Source organism: Streptomyces malaysiensis subsp. samsunensis, assembly GCF_024519315.1.
Classification (GTDB): domain Bacteria; phylum Actinomycetota; class Actinomycetes; order Streptomycetales; family Streptomycetaceae; genus Streptomyces; species Streptomyces malaysiensis.
In genome coordinates, this window is record NZ_JANIIC010000030.1 from 12,914 (window position 1) to 35,562 (window position 22,649).

General features: G+C 69.0%; 24 protein-coding genes and 3 pseudogenes. 8 read left to right on the forward strand and 19 right to left on the reverse strand.

Annotation, left to right across the window (positions count from 1 at the left end):
• Positions 1-69 precede the first annotated feature (69 nt).
• The 4 genes from NQU54_RS24380 to NQU54_RS24395 all read right to left on the reverse strand — a co-directional run bounded on the left by NQU54_RS24380 (position 70) and on the right by NQU54_RS24395 (position 3,529).
• Entirely contained in the window at positions 70-1,491 is a 1,422-nt protein-coding gene (locus tag NQU54_RS24380) for an amidohydrolase family protein (protein WP_257632976.1), read from the reverse strand.
• On the reverse strand, positions 1,488-2,330 hold the full coding sequence (locus tag NQU54_RS24385; RefSeq protein ID WP_257632977.1) for a fumarylacetoacetate hydrolase family protein: 843 nt from the start codon (positions 2,328-2,330) through the stop codon (positions 1,488-1,490). The genes NQU54_RS24380 and NQU54_RS24385 overlap by 4 nt, the downstream gene beginning before the upstream one ends.
• Positions 2,331-2,513: 183 nt before the next feature.
• Positions 2,514-2,702 (reverse strand): hypothetical protein, encoded by a 189-nt coding sequence (locus NQU54_RS24390; RefSeq protein WP_257632978.1) that lies wholly within the window; start codon positions 2,700-2,702, stop codon positions 2,514-2,516.
• Positions 2,699-3,529, reverse strand: coding sequence for an HpcH/HpaI aldolase/citrate lyase family protein (locus tag NQU54_RS24395; protein ID WP_257632979.1), 831 nt, complete (start codon positions 3,527-3,529; stop codon positions 2,699-2,701). Before NQU54_RS24395 ends, NQU54_RS24390 begins: the two co-directional genes overlap by 4 nt.
• Before the next feature lie 17 nt (positions 3,530-3,546).
• Between NQU54_RS24395 and NQU54_RS24400 the strand changes: the two genes are divergently transcribed.
• Together NQU54_RS24400 and NQU54_RS24405 are read left to right on the forward strand one after the other, a co-directional pair.
• On the forward strand, positions 3,547-4,755 hold the full coding sequence (locus NQU54_RS24400; RefSeq protein WP_257632980.1) for a CaiB/BaiF CoA transferase family protein: 1,209 nt from the start codon (positions 3,547-3,549) through the stop codon (positions 4,753-4,755).
• Between the two features lie 54 nt (positions 4,756-4,809).
• Positions 4,810-5,517 carry a GntR family transcriptional regulator gene (locus NQU54_RS24405; protein ID WP_257632981.1) on the forward strand — a complete coding sequence of 236 codons (708 nt, stop codon included), beginning with the start codon at positions 4,810-4,812 and terminating at the stop codon, positions 5,515-5,517.
• Positions 5,518-5,521: 4 nt separating this feature from the next.
• Here NQU54_RS24405 and NQU54_RS24410 read toward each other — a convergent pair whose 3' ends face one another.
• The 8 genes and pseudogenes from NQU54_RS24410 to NQU54_RS24445 form a co-directional block, all read right to left on the reverse strand.
• Positions 5,522-6,148, reverse strand: coding sequence for a TetR/AcrR family transcriptional regulator (locus NQU54_RS24410; RefSeq protein WP_257632982.1), 627 nt, complete (start codon positions 6,146-6,148; stop codon positions 5,522-5,524).
• Positions 6,145-6,654: pseudogene (locus tag NQU54_RS50165) on the reverse strand (SAM-dependent methyltransferase); the annotation flags it as partial. The pseudogene NQU54_RS50165 and the gene NQU54_RS24410, both read right to left, overlap by 4 nt.
• A 96-nt stretch (positions 6,655-6,750) precedes the next feature.
• Positions 6,751-7,125: pseudogene (locus NQU54_RS24420) on the reverse strand (hypothetical protein); the annotation flags it as partial.
• 267 nt (positions 7,126-7,392) lie between these two features.
• The gene (locus NQU54_RS24425) at positions 7,393-7,623 is read right to left on the reverse strand and encodes a hypothetical protein (RefSeq protein WP_257632983.1); all 231 of its coding nucleotides are present in this window, start codon (positions 7,621-7,623) and stop codon (positions 7,393-7,395) included.
• A 134-nt stretch (positions 7,624-7,757) separates the two neighbouring features.
• Positions 7,758-8,381, reverse strand: coding sequence for a hypothetical protein (locus NQU54_RS24430; RefSeq protein WP_257632984.1), 624 nt, complete (start codon positions 8,379-8,381; stop codon positions 7,758-7,760).
• A gap of 83 nt (positions 8,382-8,464) precedes the next feature.
• Positions 8,465-8,767 (reverse strand): HNH endonuclease family protein, encoded by a 303-nt coding sequence (locus NQU54_RS24435; RefSeq protein WP_257632985.1) that lies wholly within the window; start codon positions 8,765-8,767, stop codon positions 8,465-8,467.
• 36 nt (positions 8,768-8,803) lie between these two features.
• On the reverse strand, positions 8,804-9,547 hold the full coding sequence (locus tag NQU54_RS24440; protein ID WP_257632986.1) for an SDR family NAD(P)-dependent oxidoreductase: 744 nt from the start codon (positions 9,545-9,547) through the stop codon (positions 8,804-8,806).
• On the reverse strand, positions 9,519-9,980 hold the full coding sequence (locus NQU54_RS24445) for a DUF6545 domain-containing protein (RefSeq protein WP_257632987.1): 462 nt from the start codon (positions 9,978-9,980) through the stop codon (positions 9,519-9,521). The genes NQU54_RS24440 and NQU54_RS24445 overlap by 29 nt, the downstream gene beginning before the upstream one ends.
• A 220-nt stretch (positions 9,981-10,200) precedes the next feature.
• Here NQU54_RS24445 and NQU54_RS50170 point away from each other — a divergent pair.
• Positions 10,201-10,374 (forward strand): annotated as a pseudogene (locus NQU54_RS50170) (DUF6009 family protein); the annotation flags it as partial.
• Between the two features lie 497 nt (positions 10,375-10,871).
• Here NQU54_RS50170 and NQU54_RS24455 read toward each other — a convergent pair.
• Positions 10,872-10,997 (reverse strand): hypothetical protein, encoded by a 126-nt coding sequence (locus tag NQU54_RS24455; protein WP_257632988.1) that lies wholly within the window; start codon positions 10,995-10,997, stop codon positions 10,872-10,874.
• Positions 10,998-11,286: 289 nt separating this feature from the next.
• Here NQU54_RS24455 and NQU54_RS24460 point away from each other — a divergent pair, with 289 nt between their 5' ends.
• Complete coding sequence (locus NQU54_RS24460; RefSeq protein ID WP_257632989.1) at positions 11,287-12,018, forward strand: hypothetical protein; 732 nt, start codon at positions 11,287-11,289, stop codon at positions 12,016-12,018.
• A gap of 41 nt (positions 12,019-12,059) precedes the next feature.
• On the opposite strand, the gene NQU54_RS24465 is transcribed toward NQU54_RS24460, so the two are convergent.
• Complete coding sequence (locus tag NQU54_RS24465; RefSeq protein ID WP_257632990.1) at positions 12,060-12,383, reverse strand: MDR/zinc-dependent alcohol dehydrogenase-like family protein; 324 nt, start codon at positions 12,381-12,383, stop codon at positions 12,060-12,062.
• Positions 12,356-13,078, reverse strand: coding sequence for an MDR family NADP-dependent oxidoreductase (locus NQU54_RS24470; RefSeq protein WP_257632991.1), 723 nt, complete (start codon positions 13,076-13,078; stop codon positions 12,356-12,358). Before NQU54_RS24470 ends, NQU54_RS24465 begins: the two co-directional genes overlap by 28 nt.
• Positions 13,079-13,303: 225 nt before the next feature.
• Here NQU54_RS24470 and NQU54_RS24475 point away from each other — a divergent pair, with 225 nt between their 5' ends.
• From NQU54_RS24475 to NQU54_RS24490, 4 genes are all read left to right on the forward strand, one after another.
• Complete coding sequence (locus tag NQU54_RS24475; RefSeq protein ID WP_257632992.1) at positions 13,304-14,272, forward strand: polysaccharide deacetylase family protein; 969 nt, start codon at positions 13,304-13,306, stop codon at positions 14,270-14,272.
• 74 nt (positions 14,273-14,346) lie between these two features.
• Complete coding sequence (locus NQU54_RS24480; RefSeq protein ID WP_257632993.1) at positions 14,347-15,870, forward strand: long-chain-fatty-acid--CoA ligase; 1,524 nt, start codon at positions 14,347-14,349, stop codon at positions 15,868-15,870.
• A gap of 87 nt (positions 15,871-15,957) precedes the next feature.
• Entirely contained in the window at positions 15,958-16,905 is a 948-nt protein-coding gene (locus NQU54_RS24485; protein WP_257632994.1) for an AraC family transcriptional regulator, read from the forward strand.
• An 84-nt stretch (positions 16,906-16,989) separates the two neighbouring features.
• The gene (locus NQU54_RS24490) at positions 16,990-17,814 is read left to right on the forward strand and encodes an SDR family NAD(P)-dependent oxidoreductase (protein WP_257632995.1); all 825 of its coding nucleotides are present in this window, start codon (positions 16,990-16,992) and stop codon (positions 17,812-17,814) included.
• Between the two features lie 9 nt (positions 17,815-17,823).
• Here the strand turns inward: NQU54_RS24490 and NQU54_RS24495 are convergent, their stop codons facing one another.
• The 4 genes from NQU54_RS24495 to NQU54_RS24510 form a co-directional block, all read right to left on the reverse strand.
• Complete coding sequence (locus NQU54_RS24495) at positions 17,824-20,832, reverse strand: SpoIIE family protein phosphatase (protein WP_257632996.1); 3,009 nt, start codon at positions 20,830-20,832, stop codon at positions 17,824-17,826.
• A 226-nt stretch (positions 20,833-21,058) separates the two neighbouring features.
• Positions 21,059-21,790, reverse strand: a complete 732-nt coding sequence (hemQ, locus tag NQU54_RS24500; RefSeq protein ID WP_257632997.1) for a hydrogen peroxide-dependent heme synthase — start codon at positions 21,788-21,790, stop codon at positions 21,059-21,061.
• 77 nt (positions 21,791-21,867) lie between these two features.
• Entirely contained in the window at positions 21,868-22,158 is a 291-nt protein-coding gene (locus NQU54_RS24505) for a DUF3817 domain-containing protein (protein WP_257632998.1), read from the reverse strand.
• The gene (locus tag NQU54_RS24510; RefSeq protein ID WP_257632999.1) at positions 22,155-22,619 is read right to left on the reverse strand and encodes a hypothetical protein; all 465 of its coding nucleotides are present in this window, start codon (positions 22,617-22,619) and stop codon (positions 22,155-22,157) included. The genes NQU54_RS24505 and NQU54_RS24510 overlap by 4 nt, the downstream gene beginning before the upstream one ends.
• Between the last annotated feature and the right edge of the window lie 30 nt (positions 22,620-22,649).

The window sequence follows — 22,649 nt, forward strand, 5'->3', positions numbered from 1 at the left end:
TTCACCGGCACCGATCGCGCCCTGCCCGCCAATGGCCCGAAGGCCCCCAGAAGGTGTTCTCCGTTGGTCCTACTCGCCCGTGTTCGAGACGCGGTGCTCACGCTCGGTGCCCATCCACTCGGGCTTCTCGGGGGTCCAGCCCAACCCCGCGCGCACCACCTCGTCGACCCACGCTCCGGATTCGTCGAGGCCCTTGATCGCCTTGCGTGAGATCGACGGGAGCAGCCGTCCGTCTTTCTTGACGGTGTCGCCACCCACCAGCACCGTGTCGATGTCGGCGACCGTCACGTGCATGACGATGGCGTTGATCGGATCGACGATCGGGTGCAGCCGGGGCGTGTCCGCACGGATCAGCAGCAGGTCTGCCGCCTTGCCCACCTCGATCGAGCCGCAGACGTCGCCGAGCCCGAGACCGCGGGCCCCGCCCAAGGTCGCGAAGTGAAGGACGTCCTCGGTCCTCAACGCGACGCCCTCGAGTGGCGAGGTGCCATCGGCCTCGATGACCGGCTGGTGGTAGCGGCCCCGCTCGCTGGCCAGGGCGATCCGCATGGCGGTGAAGAGGTCGGGCGAGTTGTTCGACTGGATGTCGGCACCGAGGCCCGTGGTCACCCCGGCCCGGTCCGCGGCCCGCAGGACCGTGTAGCCCAGTCCCATGCCCACTTCGGTCTCCGGCGTCGAGGAGACGGCACACCCGGTGTCGGCGAGGATCTTGAGGTCGTCCGCGTCGACGCAATTGCAGTGCGAGTGAAGTTGCTTCTCCCAGAGCAGTCCGGCCTCGTGCCACCGCTTGATGTCGGACCGGTGGCCCGGTCGCCACCGCGTGTTCGTGTGCGGATGGACCAGACCGTCCAGTTCCCGGCCCATCCGGATCTCCTGGGCGATCTGCTCGAACGGCACCCGCGCCATCTCGTGCGGAGACACCCCGAACCGGACCCGGTCGTCGTCACCGCTGAAGTACGTGGCCCTGATCCGGCGAGCGTCGTCGTAGCGCTGCTCAGGGCTGGTGAACCAGGGGTGGTCAACCGGCTGGTGGTAGAAGCCGTAGCACCAGACGGCACGGATGCCCGAGTCCTTGATGGCGGTGATGCCCGCATCGGCGTGTTCGGGCGTCACGATGCAATGGGAGAAGTCCACCGTGCAGGTCGTCCCGGCGTCCAGCAGAGCGGCGGCCGCGCCGTAGGTGCCGTTGTAGACATCGACCGCCCGGTGACTTCCCGAGTGATTGCGCCGGATGGTCCAGAAGTAGTCATCGAGCGTGAAGTCGGACGTCAGCGCCCGCATCGTCGCCTGCCAGAGGTGGTGATGCGTGTCCACCAGACCCGGGATGATCCAAGCCCAGGAGACGTCGCGCACCTCGGCTCCGGCACGTGTGAGACGGTCCCCGATCCGGGTGATGACGCCATCGGCGATCTCGAGGTCGACCTTCTGGAACTGCCGGAGCCGGGGGTCGCCGACGACGACGTGGGCGCCCGCCAGGATGTATGTGCTCACGTGCTGTGCCTTTCAGGGGTGTGTACGGTCCGGGGAGCGGGCTTCCGCCGCCATGGGATCGTGGGGGCAGGTGCGCCGAGCCGGGACGAGATGGTCCCGAGCGGGCCGCCGTCGAGGACGACGTGGTCGCCGGGCTGGAGCCAGCCCCTGAAGTCCGGGGTGCCCGACCCCTCCATGAGGCAGCCGCCCGGAAGTGTTCCCGACACGATCAGGTCTCCCGGATGGACGCCGGCGCCGGACGAGGCGTAGGCGACGAGTTCCTCGAATGACCAGTCCATGCCGGTGAACGGCTTCGCCAGTACGGTCTCACCGTTGACCTGGACGGAGACGTCGAAGGAGAAGCCGTCGACGCGTCGGAACGGCTTCGCCTCCGATGCCGACAGGATCCACGGCCCGAGGGAAATCGCAGCGTCCTTCCCCTTTCCTTGACCGATCTGCATGACGCGTTCCTCGGCCTGGACGTCCCGTGCGCTCCAGTCGCAGTACAGGACGTACCCTCCGATACACGCGGCCGCCTGGCCCTCGGTGAGGTTGGTGCCCCCGGAGGTGAGCACCGCGGCGATCTCGAACTCGAAGTCGAACGCGAGGCTGCCGGGCGGAATGGCGACCGGCGCATTCCAGGAGTGCAGCGAGGCCGGGTTCGCGAAGTAGAACGCCGGTCGGTCGAACCACGGTTGGGGCAGGTCGTCGAGCACGCCGCGTGCTTTCCGGCAGCTCCGTACATGATCGAGAAACCCCACGCAGTCGCGCAGGCTCGCCGTCCAGTCGACCGGGAGCTCGGGGTGGAACTCGATCGTCTCGTGTGATGTGGAGGCATCTACAGAGAGCGCTTCGAGCACCCCCGGCGCTCCATCGACCGGGCGAAGTCGATTGCCCACCACGTGGCCTGCCGCCGGCCCGTCACCGCTGTTCGTACGTCCGACCGGCACTGGTCACCTACTTTTTACACTCGAATCTATCATTACACTGAAGTGTAATGATTTTGAGTATGCCGCGTCACACTGTCAAGAGGTCCCGCGTCTTCAGAACCGCCGCCCTTGGCCATGAAGAGGAACTCGTACGTGTCCCAGCGCCCCGAGAGTGTCGCCGGGCACGGTGAGGAAGGTGCGGCCGACGGCTTCGACCCGTACCGGGGCGGGCAGGACGAGGCGGACGTATGCGTACGCGTCCGGCCCGCGCTGACGGACCGGCGCGTAGACGAACTCGGTCATTCCTGCTCTGTGAAACGCCGGCGCTGGTCGAGGATGCGGCTCGCCCGAGTGACGACCGGTGTGTCGATCATCTGGCCGTCCATCACGAGGACACCGCCGCTGTCGCGGTCGACAACCTCGCGGGCCCACGCGATCTCCGTTGGCGTCGGCGTCATCACGTCGTTGACCACTGGCACCTGGAGTGGATGGACACACAGCTTCGCGGTCAGACCCAGGCGTCTCGCACGCCGACTGTCGGTACGGGCCTTGGACGGATCGTGTATGTCGGTGGTCACCCCGTCGACAGGGCCGGGCCGGCCTGCCGCTGCCGACGCGATCACCAGACGGGAGTGCGCATGCAGCAGCGCCTCATCGTCATCGGGCGCCACACCCGGCTCCGTGGCCAGATCGACGTTCCCCAGCGCCGCGCGCACCACCCCCTCGGCTCGGCACAGCGTCTCGACGTTCGCCAGACCCGCCGCGGTTTCCACGAGAGGTATGACGGGGGCCGGATGCCGCGCTTCGGCGCGCACGCGCTCGACGTCGCTCGGGTCCTCGCACTTGGGCAGCATGATGGCGGTCGCCAGTCTTCCGACGGCGCTGATGTCGGCACTGAATCCTTCGGTTTCTTGCGGGTTCACCCGCACGATGGCCGAGCCACCACGGTCGAGCCAGGCGCGAGCCGCCTCTCGGGCAGCCGTCTTCCGGTCCTGTGCGACCGCGTCTTCGAGGTCGATGACGACGGCATCCGCACCGGATCTCACCGCGCGATCGAAGAGATCCGCACGATCACCGGGGACGAACAGCAGGGAGCGAGCATGGCCAAGAGAATCAGCCTCCAGTTTCATGCATTATCCTTTCTTTCATGCATCATACTTCCGGATCGGCTCTCCCGGTCGCCCGGCTCCCGCGCGACCTCCCGTTGCGGGGCGTTACGGTCGTCTCCTGCGAACAGGCCGTCGCCGCCCCGTTCGCGACCCGTCAGCTTGCCGACCTGGGTGCCCGGGTCATCAAGATCGAACGACCCGGCCGCGGTGACTTCGCCCGCGACTACGACGAGACCGTGCGAGGGATGTCAAGTCACTTCGTATGGCTGAACCGGTCGAAGGAGAGCGTGGCGCTGGACCTGAAGGACCCCAGCTCACATGACGTCATGGCCGCTTTGCTCGAACGGACTGACGTGTTCGTGCAGAACCTGGCTCCCGGCGCGGCCGATCGACTCGGACTCGGCGCGGCGGAGCTGCGCGCACGATGGCCGCGGCTGATCACGTGCTCCGTCAGTGGTTACGGGACCAACGGCCCGCTGCGGGATGCCAAGGCGTATGACCTGTTGATTCAGTCCGAGGCGGGTCTGGTATCGATCACCGGAACCGAGGCCGAGCCGGCGAAGACCGGCATTCCCGCCGCGGACATCGCCGCCGGTATGTACGCCTTCTCCGGCATCCTGACCGCGCTCTACGACCGCCAACGCACCAATGTCGGCACCGCGCTGGACATCAGCCTCTTCGACGCGCTCGTCGAGTGGATGGGATATCCGCTGTACTACACGGGCCATGGCGGGAACGCGCCGAAGCGCACCGGCACAAGCCATGCGGCGATCGCGCCTTACGGCACGTTCCGAGCCGGCGACGGAACCGACGTGGTGCTGTCGGTCCAGAACGAGCGTGAGTGGGAGGCGTTCTGCTCGATCGTGCTCGATGACTCCAATGTGTCGGCCGACCCCCGGTTCGCCACCGGGGCACTGCGGGTGCGCCACCGCGAGGAACTTGATCGCCTGATCCACGATCACCTTGTGATGCTCACCGGCGAGCAGTTCCAGGCGCGACTCGAGCAGGCAGCGATCGCTCACGCGCGTCAACGCGACCTCCACAGTGTGCTTGAGCACCCTCAGCTGAGCAGTCGGGGCCGATGGCGCGACGTTGACTCCCCGGTCGGCCACCTCCGGGCCACCCTGCCCCCGATCTGCATGGAGGGTGTCGAACCGCGGATGGACAGGATCCCCGCGGTCGGCGAGCACACCGAGGCTGTCCTGGCCGAGCTGGGACTTTCCGGGAGGACATCGATGATCACCTGAGCGGTACAGTCGAGCAGGGACCCACCGCCACTGGCGCTACCATGATGACTCGGTGTGCCGAGCCGCGAAGGATGTGACGTGCGATCGCAGCAACCGCTGGGTACCAAGCGGGACCAGATCGTCGATGACCTCCGTCAGCTGATCTTCTCAGGTGAGATCCGCCGTGGCGAACGCCTTCGTCAGGACGCGCTGGCCGAGCGCTTCCAGACGAGCATCACACCCGTGCGAGAAGCCTTCCGCATCCTGGAATCCGACGGGCTGGTCATCTCGGAGCCACACCGCGGCGTCCGGGTCGCGGCAGTCGACCTCGCCAGGGTGGAGACCATCTACGTCCTGCGCCGGCTCGCCGAGACCTACGCGATGAGACGGGCGACGGTGCGGGTGTCGGCACTCGACATGCGAACCGCCGAGGCGCTCGTCGCCGACATGGAACGAGCGGGATCTGCGCACGACTCGGAGCAGGTCCGTCGACTCAACCGCACGTTCCACTTCTTTTTCTATGACCGCTGCGGTATGCCTGGACTGGCCGACCACATCGCCTCGCTGTGGACCTCGTTTCCCTGGGATGTGCTCCTGGGATTGCCGGAGCGACTCCGCGCATCGGGGGAGGAGCACCGGGAGATCGTCCGTGCGGTCCGGTCGGGTGATCCCGACGCGGCGGCAGCGGCGATCGAGAACCACCTTCGGGAAGGCTTCCTGGCGGTGACCGCACATCTCGGCGGCGACGAAACCACCGATTCGTTCGACGACGACCTCGTCTGATCCGTCAGGCCGGTCGTTTGAGCAGGCCCGCGAACGTCAAGTCGAGCAGCTGGGTGTACGCCTGCGCGAGGTCGAACGGGGCTTCCTGATCGGAGCCGGCGACCCATTCGTACAGAATCCCGAAGTAGCAGCTGTACAGGATCGTGGCCACACGCGCAGGGTGGGTGGACGCCCGGAGCTCGCCACGGTCGACCGCTCTGGTGGTGATGTCCCGGAACACCTCGACCAGGAGGTGGGGGTCGACATCGAACGGACCTCCCGATTCACGCCAGCCCATCAGCATGCGGATCGTCAACGGGCGCTGTACTTGGTTGATCCTCACCAGAGCGCGGAAGTAGTGGCGAAGGACATCCTCGAAGGAGTGCGTCGCCACTACCTCCTCCGACAGCTCTCCCTGTACGAACAGACGCCGTCGCCGCCCCCACTCCGAGATGAAGTCACGCTTGCGTGGGAAGTGGTTGTAGGCCGTCTTCCGCGCGACATCGGCCCGCTCGGCGATCTCGTCGACGGAGGTGCTGACGAAGTCGGACTCGAGGAAGAGCTCGCAAGCGGCGTCGTACAAGCGATCGTGCACGTCCTGCCACCGCCGTTGGCGACGGCTGTTGGCCGGCTCGACTTGCTCAACGCTCATTCGGGTCTCCGTCTCGTCGCCCACATGGACACGATAGCTACACTACAGTGTAACTTTGTCGGTTCCCTCTTCGGAGGGCCACGGATGCGCTTCGGGGGATGGGCGTGATCGAGCCCGACCCGGCGCGTCCGGCGTCGTTCCCTGCCTGCTTCCCGGCCCGTCGCCCCCATCTGCTCGCCGTCCGCCGGGCGCGCGGCTTCCCCGTACGTGTGGACCACCGTGTGCGTCTTCCCGTCCCCGGGCCCCGTCCAGGAGCGGGCCCCTCCTCGACGAGGAGAAGCAGTCATGCCAACTCCGAACACCTCGGGGGACCGGAGTATGGTGTCGGGTTCGTTGGCATCCGCCCTGATGTAGGTGGTGCGGCCCTCCGCGGAGCTGTTGAGCGGGGTCTGTGCGTGAACGAGGGCGATCGGGTCGTTGTCCACGTGGACGATGCGGGCGTCGGGTGCCACGGACTGTGCCACCTCGTGCAGATTGGGCTTGGTCGGAATGCCGGTGCCGATGTCGAGCCACTGCCCGGATGCCGTGGTGGGGGGCGCGTCCTGCGGGGCGCGGTGCCAGAGGGGCCCGGGTGTCCCCGTCGGGCACCGCGATCTGTGGGGTCAGGTGGCCGGGTGCCAGGAGGAGAACCAGCCGTCGGGCACGGCCTCGATCGCCTCGGGCAGTGAGGCGGCCGGGTGGAACGGGCGCCCGTAGGCCCGCGTCACCTTGTTGAGTTCGTCGAGTCGCCCGCGCGCGAGCTCGATCGCGGCGGCGCGCTCGGCGGGGTCGTGGTTCGACACCGCGTCCCGCCAGATCGACTGTCCCGCGAGGTATCCGGAGGCGCCCGCCTTGCCCGCGATCTCGACCTGGGTCCTGAAGTCCTCGTAGCCCACGCCCGCGGAGAGGATGACCCACAGCACGTCGACGCCCGCGTCGAGTTCCCAGCAGGCGTCCGCCGCGGCCTCCTCGCCCGCCGGGGTGTCGACGTACCCCGGGAACTCGACCTTGCACCAGCGCTACGTCCTCCGCAGTCTGGTCGACGAGTGCGCCAGGCTCAGCCTGCCGCTGGTCGTCGAGCCGCCAGCACATCACGAGGTAGAACTCCTCCTCATTGGCCATCGGCCCGGTCTGGCCAGGCCGGCGGTAGCCACCGGTCGTGTCCTGCGCGTTGTGCTTCTCCGGACGAGTCAGGTGATGCGGGCGACCCGATCGACGGGAACGTCGTAGCGAATGCGCTCGAAGGTGGTCTCAGGCACGGGTTTTCAGCCTTTCGATCCCGACGTCGCGCAGCCGGCTGCGGCGCACCTTGCCGGAGTCGTCGCGCAGTGGCCGGTCGGTGAACTCGACCGACCGGGGATCTTGTAGCGGACCAGCCGGTCGACGAGGAAGTCGAGGAGTTCCCGCGCAGTGGTGCCGGGCTCGGCCTGCACGATGGCATGGGCCCGCTGCCCCAGGTCGTCGTCGGGCAGGCCGACCACGACCGAGGAGAGCACCTTGGGTCGAGGACCTTCATGTCGCCGTACCAGGGCCGGCCCACCGATCCCCGGTGCTCGAGCCACTCCTCGCCGGTGATCAGCGTGATCGCGACGGACTCCAGCCCCATGCGGGACGGAAGAACTGGAGCTCCTCAGGTATTGGCGGGCTCACCCATGTCGGGGGCTGCCTCCGGGGCAGTGGCCGAGTAGAAAACGGCCCTCTGCTGCTTGGTGCGGTGTGCTTGCCCCTTGGCGACGAGTGCCTCGAGCGTGCTGCGCACGACTGTGGCCTTGATCTCGCGGTCCGGGAGGGCCTGAGTGAGAGCGGTGGTGACTTCGGCCGCGGAGCGCGGTTCACCGTGCTGGGTGAGGTCGTCACGGATGAGGTCCCCGAGTGTGGCCCCACCCGCTTTTCGTACCCGGTTGGAGCGGCTCTTGCCCGGCTCTGCTTGCTTCTGTCCGGTGCCGGTCGTGCCGGTCTTCCTCTTCGGCTTGCGCGGCGCCGGTGTCTCCGCGGACTTCTGTACGGCGGACGAGCCATTCGCAGAGTTGCTGACGTCGGTGTTCTCGGGTACGTCACCGGCGGCTTCGTCACCGAGGGTCTGCCGCATACTGAGCAGGAGCGCCCGGTTGGTTTCCAGTGCCGACAGTTGCTGTTGCAGGGACGTGATTTCGGTGCTCAGGCGTTCGTGTTCGGCTGTGTTGCGTTCGAGGTCGGCGGTGATCTGCGCCGTGTACTGGGACTTCAGGCTGGTGTTGTCAGTAGAGGTGTCCATCACAAGCTTTCTCGTCTGGGGCTTTTTCATGTTGGTGGTGGATGGTACCTCTGCTCGATGGCTGCGCGGCTACTGACTTCAAGTCAGTAGGTGATGCGTGCGTCTTGGCAACTGTCCGCGAGATCGGTGAGTGCGGTCACCTCGCTTGGGTCTGCTGACAGTCCCCAGCGGGACTTCATCACGGTCCATTCCCCGATGTACCGGCAGTGGGCTCCCGGATCAGTGGGAAGCCGCTGATTGGGGTCCTGGTCGGCCTTGGAACGGTTCTCCCAAGCGCTCACCGCGACAAGGGACCTGGTGTCGCCGATGTCGTTGGCGTAGTCCTGGCGTTCCTGCGCCGACCGGGTGGAGGCACCGCTGTCCCAGGCTTCGGTGAGCGGCACCATGCGGTCCTCTATGCGCTGGTTTTCTGTAGGCTGCCGCTATGCGTGTGGCTTACGGGACCGGGCCATGGTTGCAACGATCCGGCGCGGCAGGTGCCGGACCGCCTGGTCGTACAATTTGAAGTGCCAGCCTGCGATGCTCACCGGTCGGCCCCGCTTCAGGTCTTTCATCGCCTGGTCGACGACTTGATCGACCTCCAGCCAGAGCCAGTGGGGTACCGGGATACCTGCCGCACCTGGGGTACGGGTGAACCCAGGCGCGACAGCGAGGACCCGTACGCCGCGCCCCTTGAGGTCGTGGCGGAGAGACTCGGAAAACCGGATCAGCCACGCCTTGGCCGCGCCGTACGTGCCAGTAGGTAGCAGACCGGCCACAGACGCTATGTTGAAGATCGCGCCCCTGCCTCGCTCGGTCATCCCTGGGATCGCAGCATAGGTCAGCCGCAGCGGGGCCCGGATCAGGATGTCGATCATCCTCTCCTCATCCGCGATCGCGCTGCGCGGATACGGCGTGGGAAGACCGAAGCCCGCGTTGTTCACCAGGATGTCCACCGCGCTATTGCGCAATCGATCTTCGACCTGGGAGCAGCCGTCCATGGTGGTGAGATCGGCCTCGATGGTGTCCACGTAGACGCCGTAGCGGTCGTGAAGATCAGCGGCCGCGGCATCCAAGCGTTCCTTGCTGCGGGCGACCAGGACCAGGTCGTGTCCCTCGGAGGCAAGCCGCCGGGCGAAGCCTTCGCCGATACCGGAGCTACCGCCGGTGATCAGAGCCGTGGTCATGCTTCTCCTGCGCTTTCTGCCCCCGGCGGTCGCCGACGGCGTGACGGGGGACAGGGCTGATGCCGGGTGACGGGCTGGCCCGGGAGGGCATCGGCCGTCCTGGGCAGGCCCGCGCGATCGCGCGCAGCAGTTGCGTACTTCCGTTCTTGATCCCCGGAAGGCCGCCGGGCTCGGCCTGCTTCTCGTCCCCAGCCAATTTTGCCCGCCGCGCCTGCCAGAGCGCACCAGCAAGCACGGTCGCCTCCAACTGCTCGCCGCTCACCCCGATCTGCTGGGCGTACGTACGCGCCCGCTCGTACGGGCCGGGTTGTCCCCATGCCTGCAAGTCCGGGATCGCGTCGTAGGTCTCGATCGTCCGCCGGTGGGCCTGGAGCGCCAGCGGGGCGCGCGGGCGCAGGGCCTGCCGGACCCGGGCCGACTCCGGCTGGACCAAAGCGACACATCGCGCCACTGTCTCCCCGCGCCTCGGCGTGTGCCGACTGGTGCTCGTGCCGCATCCGCTCCCGCCCGTACCTACAGTCCTGCGCAACATATACACGCCCCGATACCCAGACGGCACACGGGCCCTGCTTGCGCGGCTGCATCGGGCCCGCCAGTTGGCCGGCGTGGCCGCTCCGCCAATGCCTGACGTTGGGTCGCTTGGGGCGCTGTGCGCTTCGGGAACCTTCCGCCGCCGCGTCTTCTGGCTCCTGCCCCACGGCCCTGACAACGACCCCGACGGTCCGTACGCCAAGAGTGCACCCGCCGAAGCCGTCGACCCCCGCACCCTCCAACCTCGACCAGGGCGGAGTCGATCCGGGCGACCTCGTCGATTGCCTGGTGGACCGCGGCGGCTGGGACCTTCTGGCCCTGTGCATCATCCCGCAGAAACGCCACACCGAGATCGACGAACTCGTCACGGCCAGCGCCGACGGCACATACGTGCCGATGCGGATCCCAGGTCAACGTGATCCGCACAGCTACTCGCGCATGTGGGTTCCCGCCGAGGACCGAGACAAATGGCTCGACATCGTCGGCCCCGAGAACCCACGGCCATCCCGCCGACTGACAGCGAACTCACCTTCACGGGAGAACCACTCGGCACCACATGCCGGTACGGCGAAGAATCCATGGTCTTCAACGACCGCCGCCTCCAGCGGGCCAAGGCTGACGCCACCGGCCTGCATACCGCCGTCCGGGTCTGTCACCGGGACAGTTGGCGCTGGTGTCGGTGCTGTAGTTCGCCGAGAACCTCTCCGACCGGCAGGCCGCCGACGCGGTCCGCACCCGCATCGACTGGAAATATGCCCTCGGGATGGAGCTGGACGATGCCGGGTTCGACTACTCAGTGCTGTGGGAGTTCCGGGCCGGGCTGGCCGAGGGTGATGCCGCTGACCGGCTGCTGACGGTGATGCTGGAGCGGCTGGTGGAGGCCGGGTTGCTGAAAGCCGGAGGTCGTCAGCGCACCCACGCCGCTCACGTTATGGCGGCGGTCCGCACGCTCAGCCGGCTGGAACTGGCCGGCGAGACGCTGCGGGTCGCGCTGGAAGAGCCGGCCGAGGCCGACGGGGACTGGCTGCTGCCCTTGATCGAGCCGGAAGGGGACAAGCGTTACGGGCGTAAGATCGAGATCGGGAAGGTCCTCGGTGGGAAAGCCGGGGTCACCCCCCTTGCGGAGACCTTCGGCCGGGACGGCCAGAAGATCCCGACCGCCGCGTGGGCACCCCAAGCCCGACCCCCGCCTGCGGACGTTACCGCAGGTGGAGATCCTGCGGCAGGTCTGGGTCCATCACTACTACTGGTACACCCACGGGTGTCTGCGCCGGTGCGACGGCCACGCACTGCCCCCAGCACACCTGCGGTTCGACTCCCCTTACGGCACCGACGCCCACTACTGCCTCAAGCGGGACACCGCCTGGAGCGGCTACCGGGTCCACCTGACCGAGACCTGTGACACCGACCCGCCGGAGGTGGTCATCCACGTGGCCACCACGATCGCCCCGGTCCAGGACGGCGAAATCACCGAACAGATCCACGACGACCTCGCCGACGCCCGCCTGGCCCCGGCCGGACATGTCGTCGATGCCGCCTACATCACCCCGGCCCGGATCGAACGCGCCCGCCGAGTCCACGGCATCACCCTGCTGGGCCCGGTGGTGCCCGACCACAGCCATCAGGCCAGGAGCGGTGGCGGCTTCGACACGTCCGCTTTCGCCGTGGACTGGGACAATGAGCAGGTCACATGGACTCGCGGGCAGATCAGTCAGCAGTGGGGACCACCGCGCATCAACGGACACGACTACATTCAGACCCGATTCGACAAGGCCACCTGCCTTGCCTGTCCCGACCGTCCCCTCGCCAGAACGCACGTCCAGCACGCCCTGACCGCACTGGCCTGCAACCTCACCCGCGTCGCCGACTGGATCGCCCAGCCGACGGCCAGCCGCCGCCGATCAACACGCTTCCACTCCCTCTGCACCGCCACCGCATGACCTCAGAAGATCACCAACAGGGTCCCGGTATTGAGGCTAGGTCACGTCGACGACCAGTTTGCCGGGGTGTCGACTGTGCGTGAAGGTTTGCACGAACGTCCTCGGGAGGTGCTCGAAGCCTGGGACAACGGTCTGCAGGGGTCGATCTCCTTGTCCCGGATCAGGGAGGCGAGGTGTTCCTCGGCCTCGCGGGCGCGGCTCATGTGGTCGAGCACGATGAACCCTTGCGTCGTAACGCGCTTGGTGAGCAGCATCCCGAAGTTCGACGGCCCGGGTGGCCGGTGGGGCAGGTTGCAGCCGTCGATGAGGCCGCAGAGGGCGATGCGCGCGTGGTCGTTCAGGAGCGCGATGGTCGCGTCGAACACGGGGCCCCGGCGTTCTCGAATACACGGTCGATGCCGGCGGGCGCCGCCGCGGCCAGGTGGTCGCGCCAGTCGTCGGCACGGCGGTCGACGGCCGCGTCCAGACCCAGGCGAGTGGTGAGCAGGTCGCACTTCTCGGCGCCACCCGCCGTGCCGATGACGCGGGCGCCAGCCCGCTTGGCGAGCTGAGCGGCGAGGGAGCCGACCGCGCCGCCCGCCGCGGTGACCAGGACGGTGTCGCCCGCCGACGGCCGCAGGATGTCGTAAACGCCGATCCATGCCGTGAGGCCGGTCATGCCCAGGGCGCCCAGCCAGGTTTCGAGGGGGACTCCGGGCTTCGGCGTGATCCTGGCCCACTCCGCTCCGGGCGACGGTACGACGTGCCGTTCCTGCCATCCGGTGAATCCGCGGACGATGTCCCCGACACAGAACGCCGGGTTCCTCGACTCGGTGACCCGGGCGAGGCCGAGCGACCGGACCGGGTCACCGATGGCGACCGGCGGCAGGTAGCTGGGCCGGTCGTCGAGCCAGCTGCGGATCGCGGGGTCCAGGGAGATGAAGAGGGTCTCCAGCAGGACGCCGCCGTCGGGCACCGCTCCGACGTCGGCCCGCATGAGCGCGAAGTCTTCTTCGCGGACCTGCCCGTGCGGCCGTCGGGCGAGGACGAACCGGCGTGAGGTGGATACAGGGTGTGTCATGGGATCTCCTTTCCGGCGGCCGAGAGTAGGGCGGGGGGCCGTTCACCGCTTGGCCGTGCGCGCACATCGCCAGTCGTCGGCGCACGACCGGCCGACGTGCGTCCAGCGAAAGCGGCCCGGCGTGTACGGCCAAGACGTGACCGGTGATGCGTTCCTACGTTCGGGGCGTTCGGCCGTCGGAGTGTGACGGCCGCGGTCACACAACGGAGACACAACGGAGTGCTCATGAGCGACATCTCTCCCGCCGGCCCGGTCAAGGTCGCCGTCACGGTCGACGACCTCCTTCTCTGGGACGGCGTTCCCCTGCCGGCCGGCTCCTCGCCTGTGGACATCACCCGCTCGGTGGCGCGGACGCTGACCGAGCACGGTGTGCCGAGCACCTACGCGTTCGCGCACTCCTATCCGGTCGAGCGGGATCCGGCCCTGATCGCAGCGTTCGAGGCGTGGGTGGAGGCCGGGCACCACCTCGGCAACCACACGCACCACCACGCCCCGCTGCGGTGGATGCCGGCCGAGGACTTCTGTGCGGACATCGCGCGCGCCGAACGCCGCATCGGCCGGCTCATCGAGTCCGCGCCGCAGCGCTACTTCCGGTACCCGATGGACATGTCCTCCGGGTCCGAGAGCAAGCGGGGCCAGGTGGAGGAGTACCTCAGGGACCACGGGTACCGGAACGCGCCGATCACCGCGTGGTTCAGCGACTTCGCCTGGATCGTGCCCTACTACCGGGCCCTCACCAATGGCGACGCCGCGGCACGGAAGCGGCTGCGGGACACCTACGTCTCGGCCGCCGTCGACATGCTGGCCGCGCACGCCGTGTCCGCCCGCGGGCTGTTCGGCGCGGATGTCCCGTACATCTGGCTGATCCACGGCAGCCCGATCGCGGCCGATGTCCTGGGGGACATCCTGGACGCCTTCATCGACCGGAATGTCGAGTTCATCCCGCTGGACGAAGCGATGCGGCACTCGGCGAACTTTGGCATGCCCCCGTGCGACCAGCGGTTCCGCAACCACCTCCAGCGGTACGCGCTCGCCGCCGGGGAGCCGGCGCCCGAACTCGCGCCCGAGGTGCTCGGAGAGGTGATGGCGGCTTCTCCGATGCCCGGTGTCGACACGATCGGGGTCCTCGAGGAGAGCGTGCTCAAGCCGCTCGCCCGGCGGTTGGGCGCCGAGTACCAGTGGGAGTGGGCCTGAGCGGCCCCGGACGACGACCGAACCCGGGCAATTACCCGCCCCGCCCGCACCGTTCCGCAGGAGGACGCACCGCCATGCTCAACCTGTCCCTGATGCTCACCGACAGCGCACGCCGTCTGCCCGGCAAGGCAGCGGTCATCGAGGGGGAGCGCTCGATGACCTACCGCGAGGTGGACGAGGCCGCCAACCGGGTGGCACGCCTGCTGTTGGACAAGGGCCTCCGGCCCGGCGATCGCGTCGCCCTCACCTGCCCGAACGTGCTCGAATTCCCGGCGGTGTACTTCGGCATCCTCAAGGCTGGCGCCGTGGTCGTGCCGCTCAACACCATGCTGAAGCGCGGCGAGGTCGCCTACCACCTCCGGGACTCCGGGGCGCGGGCCTACTTCTGCCTGGTCGGCTCCCCGGATGACGAGGCATGGCGCGGCTTCGAGGACTCCGCGTCCTGCGCGTTCCTCTTCGTGATCGACAGCCCCGGGGCGACCGTCCCGCCGGGCCTGCCCACACTCACCGAGGCCCTGCGGGGCCGACCGGCCGATGATGTGCTCGTCCCCACCGAGGCCACCGACACGGCGGTGGTCCTGTACACGAGCGGTACGACCGGCAGGCCGAAGGGCGCCCAACTGTCGCACGCGAACGTCGTGATGAACGCCCTCGCCACGCATCCGCTATTCGAGGCTCGCCAGGACGACGTGCACCTGGTGCCCCTGCCGCTGTTCCACTCCTTCGGGCAGACCGTGCAGCTCAACGCGGGCTTCGCCGTCGGGTCGACGCTGGTGCTGATGCCTCGGTTCGGCGGGCGGACCGCGCTGGAGTTGATGGCCGAGCACCACGTGACCTTCTTCGCCGGTGTGCCGACGATGTACTGGGCTCTGCTGGCCTCAGCCGGCTCGGACGACCCCGCCTCAGGCCTCGCCGCCACGCTGCGGGTCGCGGTCTCGGGCGGCGCGGCACTGTCCGTCGACACGCTCTCCCAGTTCCGCGACGTGTTCGGCCTGGGCATCCGGGAGGGCTACGGCCTGTCCGAGACCAGCCCGACGGTCGCCTTCAACCGCCTCGACCGGCCGAGCAAGCCGGGTTCGATCGGGCTGCCCGTCTGGGGTGTGGAGGTCAAGCTGATCGCCCCGGACTGGAGCGAAGTCGCCGCGGGACAACCCGGCGAGATCGCGGTGCGTGGCCACAACGTCATGAAGGGCTACCTGGGCCGCCCGGAGGCCACGGCGGAGGTGCTGCGTGACGGATGGTTCCGCACCGGCGACATCGCCACCCGTGACGAGGAGGGCTACTACTTCATCGTCGACCGGGCCAAGGACCTGATCGTGCGGGGCGGATTCAACGTGTACCCGCGGGAGGTCGAGGAAGCCCTCATGACTCATCCCTCGGTGAGCCTGGTCGCGGTGGTGGGAGTGCCGGACGACCGGGTGGGGGAGGAGGTCAAGGCGTACGTCATCCGGCAACCGGGCAGCACGGTCTCCGAGCTCGAGCTGATCGCCTGGTGCCGGGAGCGCCTGGCCGTTTACAAGTGTCCACGTCTCGTGGAGTTCCGCGAGACCCTGCCCGTGAACGCCACCGGCAAGATCCTCAAGCGGGAGCTGCGCTGAGCCGGGGCATTGACCGGTCGGCAGGCGTGGCGTAGCGTCGGCCGCCAGTTCGCGGGGTAGCGCGGCCCGCGGTGAGGAAGTTGAACCATGTACGCCGTCGAGAAGCTGAGCAGCGACGAGTACGCACCGGGGGAGCGCGGTGCGTGGTGGCGCGACCTGGTCTCCGCCATCCACTGTCCGATGACGTTCGCGCTCCGGGACGACTACCGCGGCAGGATCGAGCATCAACGCTCCGCCTCCTACCAGTTGGTCCGCTGGTGGGGCGACGAGGAGCGCATCTCCCGGCGTGAGGCGGACATCCGCCGCCATCCCCATGGCGCCTACGAGCTCCTGGTACCCGTGAGGGGCGTCCTCACCATCCGGCAGGAGGACACCACGGTCGACGTCCGCCCGTCGACCATGACGCTGGCGTCCCTGGACCGCGCGTTGGACCTGCGCCACGGCGATCGGTTCTCCTCGATGGCCTTCGTCATCCCACGGGAGTTGCTGGAGGCCCGCCTTACGCGGCGCCCGCGCGCGGGCGCCGTCCTCGACGCGGGCTCGGGTCTTGGCCGCATCGCCGTCGACATGCTGCGCAGCCTGCGTCGGCAGCGGGGCGCGGTCGACGCCGCCGCATTCGACGCCGTCGCTGACCGCGTCGTCGATGTCCTGGCCCTGGCCTGCAACGCCGGGCACACCGCGCTGTCCGCGGCCGTCCAGGAAGAGCTGGTCACCGCGATCCGGAGCTTCGTCCGGGCCAACGCCCACGACCCCGGTCTCACCGGCGCCCTCATAGCGGCCCGGCTGGGCTGGTCCCTGCGCCACATCCAGGCCCAGCTCCAGCGGGCCGGGACGACGATCTCGGAGCTGATCCGCGAGGAACGGCTCGCGCTGGCACGGCTGCGGTTGCAGGACCCGGGCCGGCGCCACCAGACCATCACCGCCGTGGCCCACTCTTCCGGCTTCGGCGACCTGAGCACCTTCAGCAACGCCTACCGGCGCACATTCGGGGAGCGGCCCTCCGACACTCGCGCCCGGAGCGGCCTGGCTTCCTGAGGCGGCGCGGCCATGCGCGCGCCGGGCAAGCCCGCTGCGCGGTAGCCCAAGCCGTCGCCCTGCCGCGGCACTAGCGTCACCGGCATGGAACCGACACCGCTATCACAATCAGGACCCGACGACGCCGATCTGTTCTCCGTACACGGCCGGACGGCCGTGGTGACCGGCGGCTCGCGCGGGATCGGCGCCATGATCGCGCGGGGCCTCGCACGGGACGGCGCACAGGTGGTCATCGCGAGCAGGAAGGCCGATCAGTGCCGTGCCGCGGCCGAGGCGATCAACGCCTCCGGGGTCCGGGGCCACTGCACCGCCACACCGGCCGACCTCTCCTCCCCGGAGGGCTGCCAACGGCTCGCGGCCTGGCTCGCCGAGCACCACCACAGCGTGGACATCCTGGTCAACAACGCGGGGACGACTTGGGGCGCCCCGCTGGAGGCGTTCCCCACAGCGGGCTGGACGAAGGTACTCGGCACCAACCTCATCGCTCCCTTCGACCTGACCGTCGGGATTCTGCCGCTGCTGCGACGAGCAGGGCGGGCCGACCGCCCCGCCCGCGTCATCAATATCGGCAGCGTCGATGGGATCAACGCCCCCCTGTGGGAGAACTACTCCTACAGCGCCGGCAAGGCAGGGCTGCACATGCTGACCAGACACCTTGCCAAACGGCTGGCGGCGGAGCACATCACCGTGAACGCGATCGCCCCGGGGCCCTTCCTGACTGACATGCTCGGCCACGTGGCCGCCGGCCAGGGCGTCGAGACCGAGTTGCTGGCCCGGGTTCCGCTGGGCCGGTACGGGCTCGCCGGGGACATCGTTGGCGCCGTGCGGTTCCTCGCCTCGCGGGCCGGCGCCTACGTCACTGCCGCGGTCATCCCCCTCGACGGGGGAATCACGGGGTGCTCGGGCTGAGGGCGTGGGTCACGGCGCGGTGGCCACCGGCGAGATGTCCAGGCGGGCCCAAACGCATTTCCCGCCCTCCGTGTAGCGGGCGCCCCAGCCGTCAGAGGACAGCGCCACCAGTTGCAGACCGCGGCCGAATTCGTCGGTGAGGGCGGGGTGCCGCACCCGTGGCGTCGCCTCGGAGCCGTCATACACCTCGCACACCACGCGGGTCTCCAGATGCAGGAGCCGCAGGCGCACCATGCCGGAGGGGTGACTCTGGTCGTTCTGGGAGTTCTGCGCGTTCTGGTCGGGCAGGCCGGAGGCGTGGCGGACGGTGTTCCCGATCAGCTCGCTCACGATGAGCTGTAGGGGGTCGACCAGGGAGGTGAGGGCCCAGCCGGCAAGACGGTCGGTCACCAGGGCGCGGGCGCTGCGGGCGGACTCCGCGGCGCAGGGCAGGTCCCAGGCCGCGATGTGACCCGCGGGGACGCGGCCGGCGGACAGTACCAGGAGCGCGGCGTCATCCCGGCGGTCGGACGTGGTGGGCGAGCCGGTGACGATCGCCTGGCACAGCCCCTCCAGCCAGGCTGTGTCCGGGGCCCGCCCGCCTGTGCCGGGGTGGGCGGCGGCATAGGCGGTCGCGGCCTCGGCCAGCGGCCCCGGGGGGGTGGCGTCCGCGCCGAGCAGGCCGTTGGTGTAGAGGATCAGAACGCTGCCGGGCTCCACGTCCACTTGGGTGACGGTAGACGGTACCCCGGCCGCGTCGTCGGCGACGCCGAGCGGGGGGCTGGGCGGGACGTCCAGGGTCCGCGGCGGTTCCTGGCCATCGGGGCGGAGGATCAACGGCGGCGGGTGACCGGCGTTGACGATGCGGCAGCTGCCGGCCGTGGGGTCGTACAGGACGATCAGGGCGGTGGCGTACGAGGGGGCGTCGGGCGTGCGGCGCTCCAGGCGGGCCGCGACATCGCCGAGGTGGGCCATGATGTCCTCGGCGGGCATGTCCAGGGTGGCCATCACCAGGACCGCGTGACGGATGATGCCCATGATGATGGCCTGTTCCAGGCCGTGGCCCATCACGTCGCCGATGACGGCCAGGACCCGGCCGCCGGGCAGGGGGACGGTGTCAAACCAGTCCCCGCCCACGTCCTGCCCGGCAGCGGCCCGGTAGCGGGCGGCGGCGGTCACGCCGACCAGGCCGGGCAGCTCGCCCGGTAGCAGTTCCCGCTGGAGGCGCTCCGCGCGGGCACGCGTCTGCTCGTACAGCCGGGCGTTCCTCAGGGCCTGGGCGATGAAGGTCGCGACGGCCTTCAGGAGGGTCCGTTCCTCCGCACGGAACGGCCGCGGATCGGCCCAGCTGATGACGCAGGACCCGACGCGTTGCTCCCCGACAAGCAGCGGCAGTACGGCCCAGGCCTGCTTGCGGCCGAGGCGGGCCAAGGACTCCAGCCTGGGCCAGCGGCGCGCGAACTCCTCCGTCGAGGAGACGTACTGCGGCGCGCTCATGGCGGTGATCTCCACCGGAGGACGGGTGGAATGCTCCAGCCGCTTCAGCTCAGCGAGGAACTTCTCCGGGTAGCCGACCGCGCCGACGACGCGGGGACCGGGGCCGGTCTGGTCGTGCATGACCAGACCGGTCGCGCCGAACAGTGGCAGCACGTGCTCGGTGACGGCGTCCGCCACATCGGCGGTCTCCAGGGCCATTGCCAGAGCGGCGTTCAGGTCCGCGACCCGCTGCGTCCGTTCCGCCGCGGCCCGCTCGGCCCGGCGCTGCTCGGTGACATCGGCCCGCTGGACGGCGACGTGGCCGCCGACCTCCACGGCCCGCACCTGGTAGTAGGCCGAAGCGCCGTGATCTTCCGCCGGCAGCTCCATCTCCAGAAAGGCCAAGGATCCCGGCGCGGTCCTGGCGCGGTCGACGAGCTGGGGCAGGCCACGGCCGCGTAGACCGGGCAGAGCTTCCCACGGCACGGCGCCCACGATCTGTGTGCCCTTCTCGGCGGCCATCCCTCGACTCGCGCGGTTGGCCCAGGCCACGCGGTTGTCGGCGTCCAGCACGTCGATGGGCTCGGGGTGCAGCTCCAGCAGCCCGGCGAGCCATTCGTGCTGGGAGCGCCGTGCGGTGATGTCCAGGACGGTGCCGGTCATCCGCGCCAGGCGGCCGGCCTTGTCGTACTCGCCTTTCCCCCGCGCCTCCATCCAGGAGATCCGCCCGTCCTCCCCGACGACACGGTACTCCATCGCGTACAACTGGTCGGTTTCCAGCGCCCGCTCGGCTTCGGCGTCGACCGCCGGGCGGTCATCGGGGTGCACGCGGGAAAACCAGGCATCGATCCGGCTTGCCCATCTGTCCGGGGACAGTCCAGCGCCGCGGATCACCTCCTCGGCGACCTGGTCGATGTCCAACCGTCCCGTGGCCAGGTCCCAGGCCCACGTTCCCAGCCTGACCGGCTGCACGGCCCGGGGGCGCGCGGGCTCCTGCCACCACGGGGCCAGGGCGACGCGCCATCGCCTCGCGCGCAGGAGTTGCCGACTGGTCGTCCTGGCCAGACCGGCAAGGAACGCACGTCGGGCCGCGTCCGGAACGCGGCTCGTCAGCACCGACAGCGCCCCGACCGGGGTGCCCCCCGCGGTGATCGGGACGGACAGTACCCCCACCGTGGTTTCCCACCCCCCGGGGAACCCCGCGCAGCGTTCGGGTGGCAGCGGGGGCGGGGACCACGTCACCTCGCGCGGCGCCATGGTCTCGGTCACCGCCCCGGCCAGGGCTGGGCTGTCCACGCGGGAGATGCGCTCCCACGCCTGGGCCAGGCGCGCGGGCAGTCCGGCCGCCGCGGCCAGCAGCAGCGTTTTCTCTTCCGGCCCTGCCAGATGCACCAGTCCGGCCAGCCCACCGACGCCGACCGCGGCCTGCTGAGCGGCGAGACGCAGCACGTCCACGTCGGCCATTCCCTCAGCCGCTGCTGCTAGCTCCAGCCGGAGGGCATCCACCGCGGCTTCCGCGTCGCCCGTATCCTCCGGCCGACCACCGGCAGGACTGGCGGTCATTCCGCCTCCTAGGTGCACGTGTCCGAAGCGCATCTCAAGGGCCTTATGTGATGCGGACAGCGGGCGTGCATCGCGCTATGGACCCGGAGCGGCGAGTACCACCGAAGCGGTCGATACCCGGCTCACCGTTCCCCCGCCACCAAGCGTACGCCTGGCACCACCGGTTCCACGGAGGGCGAGCTGGCCCGGGACACCCGTACCGTGGGGCCGGTCACTTCTCCTCCGCTCAGGCGAGCCCGGCGATCAGCTCGGCGATGTCCTTGCGGCGCCCCGTGAAGAACGGGATCTCCTCGCGGACGTGCATGCGGGCCTCCGAGGCGCGCAAATGGTGCATGAGGTCGACGATGCGGTGCAGCTCGTCGGCCTCGAAGGCGAGGATCCACTCGTAGTCGCCCAGCGAGAAGGAGGCGACCGTGTTGGCGCGCACGTCCGGGTAACCGCGGGCCATCTTGCCGTGGTCGGCGAGCATGCGGCGGCGGTCCTCGTCGGGCAGCAGGTACCAGTCGTAGGAGCGCACGAACGGGTAGACACTCACGTAGGCGCGGGGCGTCTCGTCGGCGAGGAACGCCGGGATGTGCGAACGGTTGAACTCGGCCGGGCGGTGCAGCGCCATGTTCGACCACACCGGCTCCAGCGCGCGGCCCAGCTTCGTGCGGCGGAAGAGGTTGTACGCCTGCTGGAGCTGGTCGGCGGTCTCGGTGTGCCACCAGATCATGAGGTCGGCGTCGGCACGCAGGCCGGACAGGTCGTAGGTGCCGCGGATGGTCACGTCCTTGGCGGCGAGCTGGTCGAACAGCTCCTGTACCTCGTCGGCGTAGCCGGCGCGGTCCCCGGGGAGCGCGTCCTTCAGCTTGAAGACGGACCACAGGGTGTAGCGGATGACCTCGTTGAGGTCCTTGGCCAGCTTGCCCTTGTTCGGGATCCTGCCGGACTCGGTGGTGGAGGTGTCGTCACTCATCCTGACCAGGGACCGACGTCGGGAAGACACAGGGAGTTGAGGTTCATGGACTGAGTTGTGTTTTTTGTGCAGTGAGGTCAGGCTCGCGCAGCTGCTGTTGGTTCTTCGTTGGCGGAGGCGAGTTGGCGTAGGGCGAGGGTGGCTCCAGCGCCTGGGATGAGGGCCAGAGCGATGGTTGTGCCTCGTTTCATTGGGTCCCGTAGGACGCTGAGGATGGCGACGAGGTACGCGCAGCCGTGGATGGGGCCGGTCAGGGAGGCAACGGCGGGATAGCGCAGGGTGGCCAGGTTGATCAGGAGGACAGCCAGGGAGACGAGCTCGACCACGGCCGCGATTTTTAGATGAGTGCGGTTGCGGCGCATGGTCATGCTCCAGTGGTGGAGCCCGGGCGAACGATCATCAGGACGGTGACAATCGCCCACAACAGGTTGAAGAAACCGGTGAACATGGCTAGCTGAGCCGTGCGTGACTGTTCGATGGGGTTGTGGTTGGTGATGTCGTCGAGGAGTTTGTCCTGGCGGGGCAGGACGAAAGCAACGAGGATGCCGGCCGCGGCTGCGGTCAGGAGGATGGAGGTGATCAACCATCCGCTACCCAGGACGTTCATGTAGGAGGCGGTGGCGAAGCCGAAGACAGGTACGGCCAGGCCGATGCCGGCATAGACGCGGCAGATGCGGTGCAAGAGCTGGACGGCCGCGGTCCCGGACGGATCCGGGCCGTTGGCTACGGCACGGCGGGCGGCTGGCGGGAACATGCTGGCGGCGATGCTGACAGGGCCGATCGCAATGATGGCGGCCAGGACATGGAGAGAGAGGAGGACCTCGGTCATGGCTGGTCGCACTTTGCGGAGTTGAGGGTG

Bases quoted from the DNA above. Each gene is read 5' to 3' on its own strand.
- NQU54_RS24495 (WP_257632996.1), bottom strand. From the start codon at position 20,832: ATGACCGCCAGTCCTGCCGGTGGTCGGCCGGAGGATACGGGCGACGCG.
- NQU54_RS24480 (WP_257632993.1), top strand. From the start codon at position 14,347: ATGCTCAACCTGTCCCTGATGCTCACCGACAGCGCACGCCGTCTGCCC.
- NQU54_RS24485 (WP_257632994.1), top strand. From the start codon at position 15,958: ATGTACGCCGTCGAGAAGCTGAGCAGCGACGAGTACGCACCGGGGGAG.
- NQU54_RS24400 (WP_257632980.1), top strand. From the start codon at position 3,547: ATGCATCATACTTCCGGATCGGCTCTCCCGGTCGCCCGGCTCCCGCGC.
- NQU54_RS24440 (WP_257632986.1), bottom strand. From the start codon at position 9,547: ATGACCACGGCTCTGATCACCGGCGGTAGCTCCGGTATCGGCGAAGGC.
- NQU54_RS24390 (WP_257632978.1), bottom strand. From the start codon at position 2,702: ATGACCGAGTTCGTCTACGCGCCGGTCCGTCAGCGCGGGCCGGACGCG.
- NQU54_RS24430 (WP_257632984.1), bottom strand. From the start codon at position 8,381: ATGGACACCTCTACTGACAACACCAGCCTGAAGTCCCAGTACACGGCG.
- hemQ (WP_257632997.1), bottom strand. From the start codon at position 21,790: ATGAGTGACGACACCTCCACCACCGAGTCCGGCAGGATCCCGAACAAG.
- NQU54_RS24470 (WP_257632991.1), bottom strand. From the start codon at position 13,078: ATGACACACCCTGTATCCACCTCACGCCGGTTCGTCCTCGCCCGACGG.
- NQU54_RS24435 (WP_257632985.1), bottom strand. From the start codon at position 8,767: ATGGTGCCGCTCACCGAAGCCTGGGACAGCGGTGCCTCCACCCGGTCG.
- NQU54_RS24475 (WP_257632992.1), top strand. From the start codon at position 13,304: ATGAGCGACATCTCTCCCGCCGGCCCGGTCAAGGTCGCCGTCACGGTC.
- NQU54_RS24505 (WP_257632998.1), bottom strand. From the start codon at position 22,158: ATGACCATGCGCCGCAACCGCACTCATCTAAAAATCGCGGCCGTGGTC.
- NQU54_RS24395 (WP_257632979.1), bottom strand. From the start codon at position 3,529: ATGAAACTGGAGGCTGATTCTCTTGGCCATGCTCGCTCCCTGCTGTTC.
- NQU54_RS24410 (WP_257632982.1), bottom strand. From the start codon at position 6,148: ATGAGCGTTGAGCAAGTCGAGCCGGCCAACAGCCGTCGCCAACGGCGG.
- NQU54_RS24510 (WP_257632999.1), bottom strand. From the start codon at position 22,619: ATGACCGAGGTCCTCCTCTCTCTCCATGTCCTGGCCGCCATCATTGCG.
- NQU54_RS24490 (WP_257632995.1), top strand. From the start codon at position 16,990: ATGGAACCGACACCGCTATCACAATCAGGACCCGACGACGCCGATCTG.